Source organism: Streptomyces sp. MRC013 (assembly GCF_023614235.1).
Classification (GTDB): domain Bacteria; phylum Actinomycetota; class Actinomycetes; order Streptomycetales; family Streptomycetaceae; genus Streptomyces.
Window position 1 is genome coordinate 2,117,998 of record NZ_CP094264.1, and the last position, 14,009, is coordinate 2,132,006.

At 74.8% G+C, this 14,009-nt stretch carries 11 protein-coding genes and 1 pseudogene; 6 read left to right on the top strand and 6 right to left on the bottom strand.

The annotated features are described in order from the left end of the window. Positions 1-44: 44 nt before the first annotated feature. Positions 45-1,832 carry an arginine--tRNA ligase gene (argS, locus tag LUW75_RS09565; protein ID WP_250335223.1) on the top strand — a complete coding sequence of 596 codons (1,788 nt, stop codon included), beginning with the start codon at positions 45-47 and terminating at the stop codon, positions 1,830-1,832. A 294-nt stretch (positions 1,833-2,126) separates the two neighbouring features. On the opposite strand, the gene LUW75_RS09570 is transcribed toward argS, so the two are convergent. Both LUW75_RS09570 and LUW75_RS09575 read right to left on the bottom strand, forming a co-directional pair. Next, positions 2,127-2,993 carry a hypothetical protein gene (locus LUW75_RS09570; protein WP_250335224.1) on the bottom strand — a complete coding sequence of 289 codons (867 nt, stop codon included), beginning with the start codon at positions 2,991-2,993 and terminating at the stop codon, positions 2,127-2,129. Between the two features lie 853 nt (positions 2,994-3,846). Continuing rightward, positions 3,847-4,068 (bottom strand): annotated as a pseudogene (locus LUW75_RS09575) (helix-turn-helix domain-containing protein); the annotation flags it as partial. A 278-nt stretch (positions 4,069-4,346) separates the two neighbouring features. Here LUW75_RS09575 and LUW75_RS09580 point away from each other — a divergent pair. After that, positions 4,347-5,090 carry a DUF4232 domain-containing protein gene (locus LUW75_RS09580; protein ID WP_250335225.1) on the top strand — a complete coding sequence of 248 codons (744 nt, stop codon included), beginning with the start codon at positions 4,347-4,349 and terminating at the stop codon, positions 5,088-5,090. 168 nt (positions 5,091-5,258) lie between these two features. Here the strand turns inward: LUW75_RS09580 and LUW75_RS09585 are convergent, their stop codons facing one another. After that, positions 5,259-5,528, bottom strand: a complete 270-nt coding sequence (locus tag LUW75_RS09585; RefSeq protein WP_250335226.1) for a DUF1876 domain-containing protein — start codon at positions 5,526-5,528, stop codon at positions 5,259-5,261. Between the two features lie 550 nt (positions 5,529-6,078). Continuing rightward, complete coding sequence (gene hemB, locus LUW75_RS09590) at positions 6,079-7,074, bottom strand: porphobilinogen synthase (protein ID WP_250335227.1); 996 nt, start codon at positions 7,072-7,074, stop codon at positions 6,079-6,081. Positions 7,075-7,550: 476 nt separating this feature from the next. Here hemB and LUW75_RS09595 point away from each other — a divergent pair, with 476 nt between their 5' ends. Continuing rightward, positions 7,551-7,859 (top strand): DUF1203 domain-containing protein, encoded by a 309-nt coding sequence (locus tag LUW75_RS09595; RefSeq protein ID WP_250337610.1) that lies wholly within the window; start codon positions 7,551-7,553, stop codon positions 7,857-7,859. A gap of 186 nt (positions 7,860-8,045) precedes the next feature. Further along, positions 8,046-8,963, top strand: a complete 918-nt coding sequence (locus LUW75_RS09600; RefSeq protein ID WP_250335228.1) for a DUF6891 domain-containing protein — start codon at positions 8,046-8,048, stop codon at positions 8,961-8,963. A gap of 419 nt (positions 8,964-9,382) precedes the next feature. Here the strand turns inward: LUW75_RS09600 and LUW75_RS09605 are convergent, their stop codons facing one another. Continuing rightward, positions 9,383-10,285 (bottom strand): S1 family peptidase, encoded by a 903-nt coding sequence (locus LUW75_RS09605; RefSeq protein WP_250335229.1) that lies wholly within the window; start codon positions 10,283-10,285, stop codon positions 9,383-9,385. Between the two features lie 225 nt (positions 10,286-10,510). On the opposite strand from LUW75_RS09605, the gene LUW75_RS09610 reads away from it, so the two are divergent. Then, on the top strand, positions 10,511-11,878 hold the full coding sequence (locus LUW75_RS09610) for an erythromycin esterase family protein (RefSeq protein WP_250335230.1): 1,368 nt from the start codon (positions 10,511-10,513) through the stop codon (positions 11,876-11,878). 88 nt (positions 11,879-11,966) lie between these two features. Here LUW75_RS09610 and LUW75_RS09615 read toward each other — a convergent pair whose 3' ends face one another. After that, positions 11,967-12,584, bottom strand: a complete 618-nt coding sequence (locus LUW75_RS09615; protein ID WP_250335231.1) for a TetR/AcrR family transcriptional regulator C-terminal domain-containing protein — start codon at positions 12,582-12,584, stop codon at positions 11,967-11,969. 67 nt (positions 12,585-12,651) lie between these two features. Between LUW75_RS09615 and LUW75_RS09620 the strand changes: the two genes are divergently transcribed. Then, positions 12,652-14,001 (top strand): beta-ketoacyl-[acyl-carrier-protein] synthase family protein, encoded by a 1,350-nt coding sequence (locus LUW75_RS09620; RefSeq protein WP_250335232.1) that lies wholly within the window; start codon positions 12,652-12,654, stop codon positions 13,999-14,001. The last annotated feature ends 8 nt before the right edge of the window (positions 14,002-14,009 follow it).

Genomic DNA, 14,009 nt, shown 5'->3' on the forward strand with positions numbered 1-14,009 from the left:
CCCACAAGACCCCGAACACGACCCCGACACAGGAACGGAAGCTCATGGCCTCGGTCCCTTCCCTCGCTTCGACCGTGCAGCAGCGCCTCGCGGACGCCCTCTCGGCAGCCCTGCCGGAGGCCGGCTCCGCCGACCCGCTGCTGCGACGAAGCGACCGGGCCGACTTCCAGGCCAACGGCATCCTGGCGCTCGCGAAGAAGCTCAAGGGCAACCCGCGCGAACTGGCGGCGAAGGTCGTCGACGCGCTCCCGTCGGACGAGGTGCTGAGGGACGTCGAGGTCTCCGGCCCCGGCTTCCTCAACATCACGCTCGGCGACCGGGCGATCGTGGAGACGCTGGCGGCCCGCGCCGCCGACGACCGCCTCGGCGTGCCGCGCGCGGAGAACCCGGGCACCACCGTCATCGACTACGCCCAGCCCAACGTGGCGAAGGAGATGCACGTCGGCCACCTGCGGTCCGCCGTCATCGGCGACGCGGTGGTGCGGATCCTGGAGTTCACCGGCGAGAAGGTGATCCGGCGCCACCACATCGGCGACTGGGGCACCCAGTTCGGCATGCTCGTCCAGTACCTGATCGAGCACCCGCACGAGCTGGACCACAAGGCGGACACGGGCGACGCGCGGGCCTCCGGCGAGGAGGCCATGTCGAACCTGAACCGGCTCTACAAGGCGTCGCGCACGCTGTTCGACTCGGACGAGGAGTTCAAGGCGCGCTCCCGGGACCGGGTCGTCCTGCTCCAGTCCGGCGACCCGGAGACGCTGCGGCTGTGGCAGCGTTTCGTCGACGAGTCGAAGATCTACTTCCACTCGGTCTTCGACAAGCTGGACATGGAGATCCGCGACCCGGACGTGGTCGGCGAGTCGGGTTACAACGACATGCTGGACGAGACCTGCCGGCTCCTGGAGGAGTCGGGGGTCGCGGTCCGCTCGGAGGGCGCGCTGTGCGTGTTCTTCGACGACGTCAAGGGGCCGGACGGCCAGCCGGTCCCGCTGATCGTCCGGAAGTCCAACGGCGGCTACGGCTACGCGGCGACGGACCTGTCCGCCATCCGCGACCGGGTGGGCAAGCTCGGCGCGGACACCCTGCTGTACGTGGTGGACGCCCGGCAGTCGCTGCACTTCAGGATGGTCTTCGAGACGGCGCGCCGCGCGGGCTGGCTCGGCGACCGCGTGAAGGCCGTCCAGCTGGCGTTCGGCACGGTCCTCGGCAAGGACGGCAAGCCGTTCAAGACCCGTGAGGGCGAGACGGTCCGGCTCGTGGACCTGCTGGACGAGGCGGTCGAGCGCGCCTCGGCGGTCGTCCGGGAGAAGTCCGAGGGCCTCCCCGAGGGCGAGCGGCTCACCGAGGAGGAGATCGCCGAGCGCGGCGCCCAGGTCGGCATCGGCGCGATCAAGTACGCGGACCTGTCGACGTCCGCGTCCCGCGACTACAAGTTCGACCTGGACCAGATGGTCTCGCTCAACGGCGACACCTCGGTGTACCTCCAGTACGCGTACGCGCGCATCCGGTCGATCGTCCGCAAGTCCGGCGACGCGCGGCCGGCCGCGCACCCGGAGCTGGGGCTCGCCCCGGTGGAGCGGGCGCTCGGCCTGCACCTGGACCAGTTCGGCGAGGTGCTCGCCGAGGTGGCCGCGGGGTACGAGCCGCACAAGCTCGCCGCGTACCTGTACCAGCTGGCGTCGCTGTACACGACGTTCTACGCGGAGTGCCCGGTCCTGAAGGCACCGACACCGGAGCAGGTCGAGAACCGCCTGTTCCTGTGCGACCTGACGGCGCGCACGCTCCACCAGGGCATGGCGCTGCTGGGCATCCGGACGCCCGAGCGCCTCTGACCCCGGTGCGGCCGGCCCCACGGAGCCGGCCGCACCACGCCCGCCCACTCGGGGCGGGGCCGCTCACGTCCGAGCGGCCCGCCCCGGGCGGGCCGCCGCCGTCGGGCCCGGCCCGACGGCCGGCTCGCCGGTCCGGTGCGGGCGGGCCCGCTCGCGTCGGGTGCGGTACCCCGGCCCCTCACGAGGGCTGCGGGCGGCAGGAACCCGTCGTCTCCCGGGCCACCGGCCCCGGCTGCCCCCGGACCGGCGGCCCGCACTCCTCCCGGGCCACCGGCTCCCGCCGCTCCCGGGCCGTCACTCGTACTCGACGGGAAGCCATCCGCTGCCGCCCAGCGGGTACGCGTAGTGGGGCCGCCCCGCGGCCGCGCTCGTGGCGAAGGGACGGCCGCGGTCGTTGATCAGCAGGGTGCCCCGCCGGTCACCGCTGCTCCACTCCAGTTCGGCGTACCAGCGCACGGAGTGCCCCGCCGTGTGCGCCGTGACCCGCAGCATCTGCGGGTCGGTCGCGGACACCTTGTACGGGAAGTCGGTCGCCGGGATCTCCTTGTCACCCTGCTGCCCGGCGACGGGCACGACACGCGGTCGCGCCGCGTCCAGGTTGACGTCGAGGCTCATGGGCGTCATCTGACCGCCGCAGCCGTCGCCCATCAGGTACGTGGTCCACGGCAGCGGCGCGCCCTTCTCGACGATGCGCACGTGCAGCGCGTGGAGCACCACGACCTCTTCGCTCGTGCCCTGCACGGCCAGTTCCATCATCATCCTGTCGGCCGGCGTCCCGCCCAGAGCGGTGACCCAGCCGCGCGCGTCCTGCGGCGACGGCGGCGGCGGAACCTCGGCGGGCGGCCGGTCCACCATGTACGACTGGTCGCACGGGTGTGGCCAGACGTACGGGCGCACGTCCACGGTCAGCGGTACGCCGCTCTTCTTCCGCTTCGCCGTTTCCCCGCCCGGGTGCGCTGCCCGCGAGGGCGCGGTGGAGGTGCGGGACGCGGTGGCGGAGGGGCTGGAGGCGCCGGTGGAGGGCGAGGACGAAGGGGAGGCGGAGGAGGCCGTTCCGGTGGGGTGGGCGGGGACCGAGGGCCGGGCGGGTGCGGCGCGGTGCCCGCTGTCGACGGCGAGGTTGCCCTTGGCCGTACTGGAGTCCAGGGTTCCGGCGAGCACGGCGGATGCGGCCAACGCGACGGCGGCTGCAGCGGCGGCGGCGAGCACGACCCGCCGCCGCGATCGGTCGCCCGCGGGCCGTCGTGGGGGCGGCGTGATGAGGGTGACGGGACCGGCGTCCGCGTCGGAGTCGCCGCCGGTGCCGGCCCCGGGGGCCCTCGGCGGCGCGGGGTCGGCGAACGGGCCGGGACCGGCGGAGGCCGGGGCCCTTCCCCAGGCGGGGGGCGGGAGGCGGGTCGGCGGGAGACGAGGCCGGCTCGGGGTTCGGCTCGGGGCCCCGCCCGGCGGCCGGTCCCGCCGCGGCGGTCCGGTCGGCGCGAGGCCCGGCGGAACCGACGCCCGGGTCGGCCGGTGCCGCCGAGATCTCCGGTGCCTTCGGTACATCCGGCACGGCAGGTACATCCGGTACGGCAGGTACATCCGGTACGGCAGGTGCGTCCGATACGGCAGGTGCGTCCGATACGGCAGGTGCGTCCGATACGGCCGGGCCGTCCCGGTCCGCCGGAGCGGCCGACGCCCTCGGGGCCGCCGGGCCGGCCGACGCGCCCGCCCCGCCCGGCACCGGCGACCCACCCGAAGCGTCCGACGGTCCCGGCACCGCCGATCCGCCCGACACCGCCGCCCCACCCGACGGGTCCGAGCCGCCCGGTGCGCCCGACCCATCCGGGGAGGCTCCAGACGGGTCCGAGCCGCCCGACGTGGCCGGGCCCGGGGCTCCGGCCGGGGCCGCCTCGCCGTCGCGCTCCCCCTCCGCGCCGGGTCCGTCGCCCGCCGAAGGCGACCGTTCCGGGGCGGTCCGGCTCCGGCGGCGGCCCTCGTCGGCGACGATCCAGCTGCGGTGCAGAGCCACCATCTCGTTCCGCGAGGCACCGCACAGCCGCGCGAGGCGCTCCACGGGGGCGAACTCCGTCGGCACGGCATCGCCGTTGCAGTAGCGATGCAGCGTCGACGTACTCATGTGCGCCCGTTTGGCCAGAGCCCCGTAACTGAGCCCGGATCGTTCCTTGAGCCCCCGCAACGACTCCGCGAAGTCTTCCATCCCGCTCGCCACCGCAGCCTTCCCTCCCACACACATTCCAGGAACGCATTCCAGGCACCTTGCGACCCTGCAGGTCAGGGGGGTTCCGGCGTTCCAGCGTCCCCCATTGTCCCGTGGACGTTGCCCGTGGGACACGGAGCCCGGCACGGTGTGTCCAGCGACACCGGAGACGGGAGCACCGATGCGGTCAGAACACCGCTTCGCACTCGAACTCGTCGACGCCTGCGCCGTCGGCGTACTGATCGCCTGCATCGCGATCGTCATCGCACTGATCAACCACTACTGAACACCGCACAACGGGGAGTACGAACACCATGCGAACCTTCCGCACCCGCACCACCGCCGCCGCCGCGACCGCCCTCCTGGCCGCGCTCTCGCTCACCGCCTGCCAGAGCGGCGGCTCCGACAACGCCGGCGCCGCGTCCGACACCCCGGCCGTCGCGGCCCCCGCCCCCGCGCAGGACGCCGCCCCGGCCCGTCAGACGGACACGGCCGAGGTCGTCCGGGCCGGCCAGACGAACGCGCCCAAGGCCGACAAGGGCAGCCTGCTCACGACGGACAAGAGCAGCACCCCCAAGGCCGGCAAGAGCGCGTACCCCTCCACCGGGAACAAGTCCAACAACCCCTCCGCCTTCGTCACCTGCACCGGTGACAACATGCGGATCAGCGTCACCAAGCCGACCCGCCCGATCAACCACCTGCTGATCACCGCCACCAACACCGGTTCCCGCACCTGCCTCGCCTACGGAGCCCCGATCCTCCGCTTCGACGACGAGCAGGCGACGCCCGACCTCCTCGAGGACAGCCACCCCCAGGCGGTGGTCACCGTCGCGCCCGGCCAGTCCGCCTACGCAGCGGTCATCCTGAGCGGCGAGCGCGCCCCGGAGGAGGCGAACGGCCGGGTCACGGAGCGGCTGCAGGTCCTGTTCTCCCCCCGCAACGGAACCGGTTCGATCGGCTCGCCGGTCCGGGTGAAGCTCCCGGCGGACACGTACAAGACCGACGACGCGGCCACCACGTACTGGCAGCAGACCCTGGACGACGCCCTCGGCTTCTGAGTCGCCGAACGGTCCGGGAGAGGACCGGGGCCGGAGGCCGGAGGCGGAAGGCCGAAGGCCGAAGGCCGGTGGGACGAAGAAGCGGAGCGACACGGGGACAGGCGGGCGATGGGGTCCCAGGGGGCGGCGCTGCATGGCGCCGCCCCCTCCCGCGCGCGGGAACCGGCTTCAGATCAGCGGGTGCGAGGGCTTCCCCTTCACCTCGTCGATCTCCACATGGGCCTTCCGGAGCAGCTGCGTGGCGATGTCCATCAGTGCGCGTGCGCCCGCGATCTCCTCGCCGACCTTCAGCTGACCCGGGTCGGACGGGTGGCGCTGGGCCTGTCCGTGCCCCCTCACCTCGGTCCCGTCCCCGAGCCGTACGAGCGCGGCGGCCCTGGTCCGGTCGCCGTCCTCCCGGAACTCCATGTCGACGTGCCATCCGACCAGCGTGTGCATGAGGAACACCTCCCGTGCCTTTCCTTCCAGGGTGCTCCGCCCGGCTCCGTTCCGCCCCCTCGGACACCAGCCCCACCCCCGCCCGCGAGGGGGCCGTCGCGGGCGGCCCGTCCGGAGAAACCCCTCGCGAGCACGGCCACCACGCCCCCCGGACCCCGGACCCCGACATCGGACCCCCGGCATCGGACCCCGGACCCCGGCCTCGGGTCCCGGACCCCGGCATCGAGCCCACGCCCCCGGACCCCAGGCCTCGAATCCCCGGCGTCGGGTTCCCGGCGGAGCGGCCCCGACCACGGGGTTCCCGGCGGATCGGCCCCGGCCGTCGTCCGAGGGCCCCGCTGCGGCTTCCTCCGGACGTCCCGCTCGGACGCCCCCCTCGGCGGCCATGAGGGACCGCTCCAACGCGACGGCCGTCGCGGGACGACTCAGGACTCCGCGCGATCCCGGCCGCCGCGCGTCCGCGGCGGGGCGGCTCGGAACGCCGTACCGCCCCGGCCGTCGCGGGATGCGCACCGGACCCCGCCCGCGCCGCCCCGCCCGCGGTGCTCCGTCAGCGCCCGAGCCGCCGCGCGACCTCGGTCGCCCAGTACGTGAGGACGATCTGCGCGCCCGCCCGCCTGATGCCGGTCAGGGACTCCAGGATCGCCTGGTCCCGATCGATCCAGCCCTTCCCGGCGGCGGCCTCGACCATCGCGTACTCGCCGCTGATCTGGTACGCCGCGACCGGCACGTCCACCGCGTCCGCGACCTTCGCCAGGACGTCCAGGTACGGGCCGGCGGGCTTCACCATCACCATGTCGGCGCCCTCGTCCAGATCGAGCGCCAGCTCGCGCATCGACTCGCGGACGTTCGCCGCGTCCTGCTGGTACGTCCTGCGGTCGCCGCGCAGGGAAGAGCCGACCGCCTCGCGGAACGGGCCGTAGAAGGCGGAGGCGTACTTGACGGCGTACGCCAGGATCGACACGTCCTCCCTGCCGATCGTGTCCAGCGCCTCCCGGACCACGCCGACCTGGCCGTCCATCATGCCGCTGGGACCCACCACGTGAACGCCCGCGTCGGCCTGGACCTGCGCCATCTCGGCGTACCGCTCCAGTGTGGCGTCGTTGTCGACGCGCCCCTCGGCGTCGAGGACGCCGCAGTGGCCGTGGTCGGTGTACTCGTCGAGGCACAGGTCCGACATGATCACCAGGTCGTCCCCGACCTCGGCGCGCACGTCCCGGACGGCGAGTTGGAGGATGCCGTCCGGGTCGGTCCCGGCCGTGCCGGTGGCGTCCTTCTTCGACTCCTCCGGCACGCCGAACAGCATGATCCCCGACAGGCCCGCCTCGGCCGCCTCCACCGCGGCCTTCCGCAACGTGTCCCGCGTGTGCTGCACCACCCCCGGCATGGCCCGGATCGGCACCGGCTCGGTGACGCCCTCACGGACGAAGGCGGGCAGGACCAGGTCGGCGGGGTGCAGGCGGGTCTCCGCGACCATCCGCCGCATGGTGGGGGTGGTGCGCAGCCGACGCGGCCGCGCCCCGGGGAAGGATCCGTACGCAGTCATACCTTCACGCTACGCCCGCCCCACCGGTGCCTTTGCCGACGCCCGGTCGGCGCCCCGCCACACCCCCCGACCGGCGGCCTCGGGCACCGCACCCGCGCACCGCGCACACCCCCGACGGCCGGGGGCCGCTCCCTCCTGGTCGACCTGCTCGGCCACGGCGGCCGCCCCGCCTCCGTCCGTCCGTGCGACCACCGTCCCCGCGCCGCTCGGCACGCCCCGCCGTCAGCACGCCGGCCGTCCGCCGGTGAACCTCACGTCGGATACCCGCCAGCGCGAAACGCACGGACCCGGGAGCCTGGACGCATGACCGCGACACCGCCCGCGACCTTCCGCGTCCACGCGATTCCCGCCGGGGAACTGGACGCCGTGCGCACCGGTGGGACCGACGCGTCGGGCAACCGCGTCGAGCGCCTCACCGCCGAGGGGGAGAGCCCGTCCGGTGCTGCCTGCGCGACGCCGCGCCCGGCGACGAACTGCTGCTCTTCGCCCACCGGCCGCCGCTTCCCGACGGCCCCTACCGCGAGACCGGGCCCGTGTTCGCCCACGCCGAGCCCTGCGCGGGCCCGGCCGACACCACCCGTTACCCGCCGGACTGGCGCGGACGGCCGCAGGTGCTGCGGGCGTACGACGAGCGCGGCCGGATCCACGACGCGACCACGACGCACGACGGCCGGGACCCGGAGAAGGCGATCACCGAGCTGCTCGCGGAGCCCGGCGTCGTGCGCGTCCACAGTCGCAACATCGCCTGGGGCTGCTACATGTTCGCCGTCACCCGCCCCGAATGAGGCCGGGGCGGTCGTCCGGCGGCGCCTGCCGTACCGCCGTGAAGCCCCGGTCCCACCACGGCCGGGGGGACGGGTCCCACCACGGCCGGGGGCCGGTCCCCGCCGGTGTCGCGCGGGAGGTTCCCGCCCCGGCCGTCCGCGTGGTCCGGCGGGTCCGTCGTCGGAGGGGTGTGCGAGAGTCCGTCCATGCTCGGGATCGCGGTGGAGACGGAGAACGGCGAGCGGCACGTCCGCGTGTCCACCGGGGAACTGGCCCGGCTGGTCCGGCGCGCCGGCGGTGACGGCGACCGCTTCCTGCTGGTCCGGCGGATACCCGACCCGCCCGAGGTCTTCGCCAGGGTCTCGCGCCGGGCCGGCGGCCCCTACGCGGTGGAGCACCACGACGGCGCCTCCGACCGGCACTCCCGGGCGGTGACCGACAGCCCCTGGGCCGTCGTCCTGGCGATCACCGGCTGGGCGCGCCGGAGGGCCGGCTGGGAGGACGGTCTGGCCTGGTCGCCGCTGGAGACCGGCGCCGTACGGGAGGGGGCGCCGCCCGGCCTCGACGAGGGCGAGCGCGAGCGGCTGGAGGAGTACGTCCGCGAGGTGCTGGTCGGCGGCTACGTCTCCCGCGCCGAACTGGCCGAGTTCGCCGGGGAGTGTCTGGCCACCGGGAAGCGCCGGCCGGTCTCGCCCGAGCAGGCGCGGGCGCTGGCCGACCGGTTGTGGCTGGAGCGCGTCGCGGAGCAGGCCGAGTGGCGGGGCGAGACCGACCCCGAACGGCTCACCCGCGCCTTCACGGCCCTGCGGGAGTCCGGCATCACCGCCTGCGAGGACTTCACCTGCTGCGTCACCTGCGGCCAGGCCGAGATCGGTGACGCCGGCGAGCCCGACGCCCGCGGTTACGTCTACTTCCACTCCCAGTGCACGGACTCCGCCGCGGCCGGCCACGGACTGGTGCTCTTCTACGGCGGTTTCGACGACTGCCCCGGGACCGCCGCGGCCGTCGGCCACGAGGTGGTGTCCGCCCTCGAAGCGGTCGGCCTCCGCACCGAGTGGGACGGCGACCCCGACCGGGCCGTCGTCGTCACCCCACTGGGCTGGCGCCGCCGCCTGGTCGACTAGGTCCCGTCCGTCCGATCCCGGAACCCCGGAACGTGGACGCCGGCCCCGTCGTCGCAGCTGCCCGGCACCACTCGTCCACCGGCGAGCGAACACGCGGTCAGGGCGGTCGCCCGCCTGCATGGTCCGGCGCCCCAGGGGCGAGGCCGACGGCGACGGACGGGCAGACGGGCCGACGGGCGGCCGGGCAGGCGGACGGGGCGGACGGCCGGACGGCCGGACGGGCGGGCAGGCGGGCAGGCGGACGGCCGGACGGGCGGGCAGGCGGGCAGGCGGACGGCCGGACGGGCGGACGGCCGGACGGGCGGGCAGGCGGGCAGGCGGACGGCCGGACGGGCGGGCAGGCGGGCAGGCGGACGGCCGGACGGGCGGACGGCCGGACGGGCGGGCAGGCGGGCAGGCGGACGGGTGACTTCACCCCGTCAGGCACCCGACCGGGCTCCGCGGCCGCCGACGGCCGCCGACGGCCGCCGCACGGGTTGCGACGCGACGTCCGGCGACCGCCGGGACCAGGAGTTGTGCCCGATGGTCCGCCGGATCCAGCCCGCGTACGCGGGTGCGCTGGTGTAGAGGCCCGGCCCGGCCGAACACGGGACACCGGGGGCGCCCGGACCCGAGGCCACTCCGATGAGCTCCCACCGCCCGTGTCGGCCCTTCTGGAGCTGCGGTCCGCCGGAGTCCCCGAAGCACGCCATGGCCGCGGGCACGCGGCTGATCGTGCACAGCCGGGTCCGGTCGGCGTATCCGGGGGCGCATTCGATCTCGGCGCCCCGGCGCGTCCGGAGTTCCCGCAGCCGCTCCGGGAAGTTCAGTTCGGTGTCGGAGGTGGTGCCGAATCCCAGGATCCGGGTGGGGGTGCCGGGCCGTCCGGCCCGTTCCGCGATCCGGACGGGCTTCTCGGGGACGGGGCGGTCCAGGCGGACCAGGGCGATGTCGTCCCTGTTGGCGGCCTTCCCGTCACCGTTCAGATAGCCGGGGTGGAGGAAGGTCCGCTCGATGGCCCGGACGGTCCCCCCGGACTTCCGGTCCGTGCTGCCGATCCGGACGACGCCCTCCAACCGAAGCCCGTCGCCCCGCAGGCAGTGGGCCGCCGTCAGCACCCACTGCGGATCGATCAGCGAGGCTCCGCAGTTGCCGTCGTACAGCCCCTGCTCGGGCGCCGACTCCGGGATCACCGCCATGAACGCGTAATGCTCCGTCGGCTCGGTCCCGTTGACGACGGCTCCGGCGCTGCCGGCCATCAGCGTGGCGCACGCTGCCACCGCGAGTGTGCCGACCGCCGCCGTGCGGGCCGCCCGGCGGCGGACCGGCTCCATGCCGAACATCCGGGGTTCCCTTCCTTCGTTCCTCTTGGCGGTTCCACCCTGTTCGTTCCGACGTCGGCCGGACCATCCGGCCGGCACCCGGGGGCGGTGGGGACGTTCCCCCGCCGGCTGCGGGGGAGGAACCCCCGGACCGAGACGGTGGGAGGCCTCAGCGCGGTCCGCGCCGCGGCGCACGAGGATCACTGCATCGGCTCGGGGAGCCGCCGCGTACGAGGAGTGATCGCCATGCACGGGTACGGGAAGCCGATCGGCCGGCGAGGACTGCTCGCGTTCACGGCGGCGCTCGCCGCCACGGCTGCGGCCGCCCCGGTGGCTTCCGCGGCCCCGCCCCCGTCCTCCGCACCCGGCGCACCTCCGGCCTCCCCCGCGGGCGTCGTACGCTCCCTGGAGCGGGCCGCGCACCCGCTGCGCTCCACGGATCCCGGCGGTCCGACGGCGGACCTGCGGGCGCTGGGCGCCATGGTCGGAGACGCGAAGGTGGTGGGCCTCGGCGAGGCCACGCACGGTTCGCACGAGTTCTTCGCCATGAAGCACCGCGTCTTCCAGTACCTCGTCGAGGAACGCGGCTTCACCGCCTTCGCCCTGGAGATGAGCTGGTCGGCCGGGCTCCGGATCGACGAGTACCTCCAGGGCGGCCCCGGCGATGCGCGGCGGATCGCACGGGAGACGCTGGCCGGATCCCCCTGGGAACGCGAGGAGTTCGTCCGTCTGATCGGCTGGATGCGCGACCACAACAGCCGCCACCCCGACCGCCGGGTCCACTTCACGGGCGACGACCTCGGGGCACCGAAACTCGGCGACCACATCTTCGAACGGGTCCTGTCGTCCGTCGGTACGGTCGGGCCGGAGGCGCTGCCCCGGCTCGAGGAGTTGTACGCGGGGCTGCGCCCCTTCGACGACGTCTTCGCCCACCTGCGCAAGCCGCTCCCGGAACGCGAGGAGAACGCCGCGCGGGCCCGGGAGGCCCTCGACCTGGTCGCCGGGTACCGGGACACCGGTGGGGAGGACTACGCGTGGACCGTGCAGCACGCCCGGAACATCGCGCAGACCTTCGCCTTCGCCACCGTCGACCTCGCCGACCCGGCCTCGGTCACGGCCGCGGAGCGCCTGCGCGACCGGGCCATGGCCGACAACGTGCTGTGGTGGCGGCGCCGGACCGGCCACCGGATGCTGCTGTCCGCCCACAACGGCCACGTCGGCTACCTCTCCACCCGTCCCGACCTGTACCCGCGCACCCAGGGTGCCGTGCTGCGCGACTGCCTGGGCCGCGACTACGCGGCGATCGGCTTCACCTTCGCCGGCGGCTCCTTCCTCACCAAGGACGCCCCCCTCGAGGGCGACTGGAAGCCGACCGCCGTTCCGGCGGCGCGCCCCGGCATGCACGAGCACACCCTGGACCGGGTCGGGTACCGGGACTTCTACCTGGACCTGCGGACGGCACCCGCCGGGGCCCGGACCTGGCTCGACCGCCCCCGGCCGGTCTACGACGCCGGTTCGACCTTCACCCCCGACCCCCTGCCCGCCCTCGCGATCGGCCGGGCCTACGACGTCCTCGTCCACCTCCACCGGGTCCGGGCGGCCGACAGGTTCTGAACCCCGTCCGGCGGCGGACGCGCCGACCGTGACGAGCCCCCGCCGCGTGGGGACCGCGCACGTCACCGCCCCGGTCCGTCCGGCCGGGTCAGCCGGGAGCGGGGTCGTCGTGGACGGTCAGCGCTCCGGCGAGGTCGAGGTCGGTGACGGTGCCGCGCGCTCCGGCGCGGACGAGCAGCACGGCGCCGAGCGCGGTGCTCCAGAACGTCCTGGCCTCCACGTCGAGCGGTCGGCGGGCCCGCCAGCCGCGGTCCTCGACGAGTCGGCTCACGAAGCGCTCGGACTGCCGGAACAGCAGCTGGAGGTGCCGGTCGACCACGGGGGCGAGTTCGGGCCGGGAGACCCCGGCGGCGAGTGCTCGCGCGACCGACGGGAGCGAGGGCATGGCCAGTACGGCGCGGGCGATGTTGCGCCGGAACGTCGCCGCGTCGGGGGCCTGGCGGCCGATGCGCTCGATCCGCCGGGCGTCGTGCAGCAGGCCGAGGAAGGCCGCGTGCACGAGCAGCGAGTCCTTGGAGCCGAAGTAGTAGGTGACCTGGTTGGGGAAGGCGCCTGCCGCGTTCGCGATCTCCGCGACGCTCACCTCGGCGCCGGGCCGCTCCCCGCAGAGCCGTGCGGCCGCCTCGATCAGCCGGAGCCTCGTCGCGCGACCGCGGTCACGCGACCGGGCCGGTGCCGACCGGGCTTCGGTCCTCTTCTCCTCCACCCCGGAATTGTATGTGATACAACAAGACCCCGTCAGCTTGTATCGCATACAAGAAAGGCCGAAGGGCATGCACCGGACCGAAGTCGTCGTGACCGGACTCGGCGCGATCACCCCGCTCGGGGCGGACGCGGCGTCCACCTGGGACGCCCTGCTCGCCGGCGAGTCCGGCATCCGCGGCGGCGCCCTGCGCGGCCACGAGGACACCGGTCTCCCCGACGCCGTCGCGGGGACGATGGCGGCCGACCCCGCCGGATCGCTGCCACCGGTACGGGCCCGGCGGCTCGACCGCTCGCAGCAGGCGGCCCTCGTCGCGGCGGCCGAAGCCTGGGCCGACGCCGGCGCCCCGGCGGTGGACCCGGACCGGCTCGCGTCGGCGATCGGCACGGGCATCGGCGGCGTACGGACGCTGTTGAAGGAGGACGACGCACTGGAGGCGGCCGGGACCCGGCGCGTCTCACCCCGCACGGTCCCCATGCTCATGCCCAATGCGGCGGCGGCGCTGATCAGCATCGAGTACGGCGCACGGGCCGGGGCGTACACGCCCGTCTCGGCGTGCTCCTCCGGTGCCGAGGCGATCGCCCTGGGGGCCGCGCTCATCCGCGCCGGTGAGGCGGACGCGGTCATCGCGGGCGGGACCGAGGCCGCGATCACCCCGATCACCGTCGCAGGCTTCGCCCAGGCACAGGCGCTGTCGCGGTACGGCGCCGAACCCGCTTCGGCGTCCCGGCCGTTCGCCGCGGACCGCAGCGGATTCGTCCTCAGCGAGGGCGCCGCCGTCCTGGTGCTCGAAAGCGCCGAGCACGCCGCCGCCCGGGGCGCGCGCGTCCACGCCGTACTCGCGGGCGCCGGGATCGCCGCCGACGCCCACCACATCACGGCGCCCGCCGCCGACGGATCCGGCCAGATCTCCGCCATGCGGAAGGCCCTCGTACAAGCCGGCCTGGCTCCCGGGCGGATCAGCCACGTCAACGCCCACGCCACCGGAACCCCGCTCGGCGACATCGCCGAGGCGCACGCGATCAGGGAGGTCTTCGGCCACGCCACCGTGACGGCCCCCAAGGCGTCGCTCGGCCACCTCTTCGGCGCCGCCGGCGCGATCGAGGCGCTCATCGCCGTCCTCAGCGTGGAGCACGGCGTCATCCCGCCGACCCGCAACCTCACCGCGACCGGCGTCGACCCCGACATCGACCTCGACGTCGTCACGGAGCGACGGGACACCCCCCAGGAGGCCGTACTCAGCAACTCCTTCGGCTTCGGCGGGCAGAACGTCTCGCTCATCGTCACCGGCGCACGGCGCCACGCGCCCGCACCGGACCACCCGCACACCGCCGACGGCCCATCACCGGCGGCCCACGGGCCGAACCGCTCCGGATCAATAGGTACGGGTACTCGGGGTCGCTCCCCGATGAGTCGTTAGTGTGACGC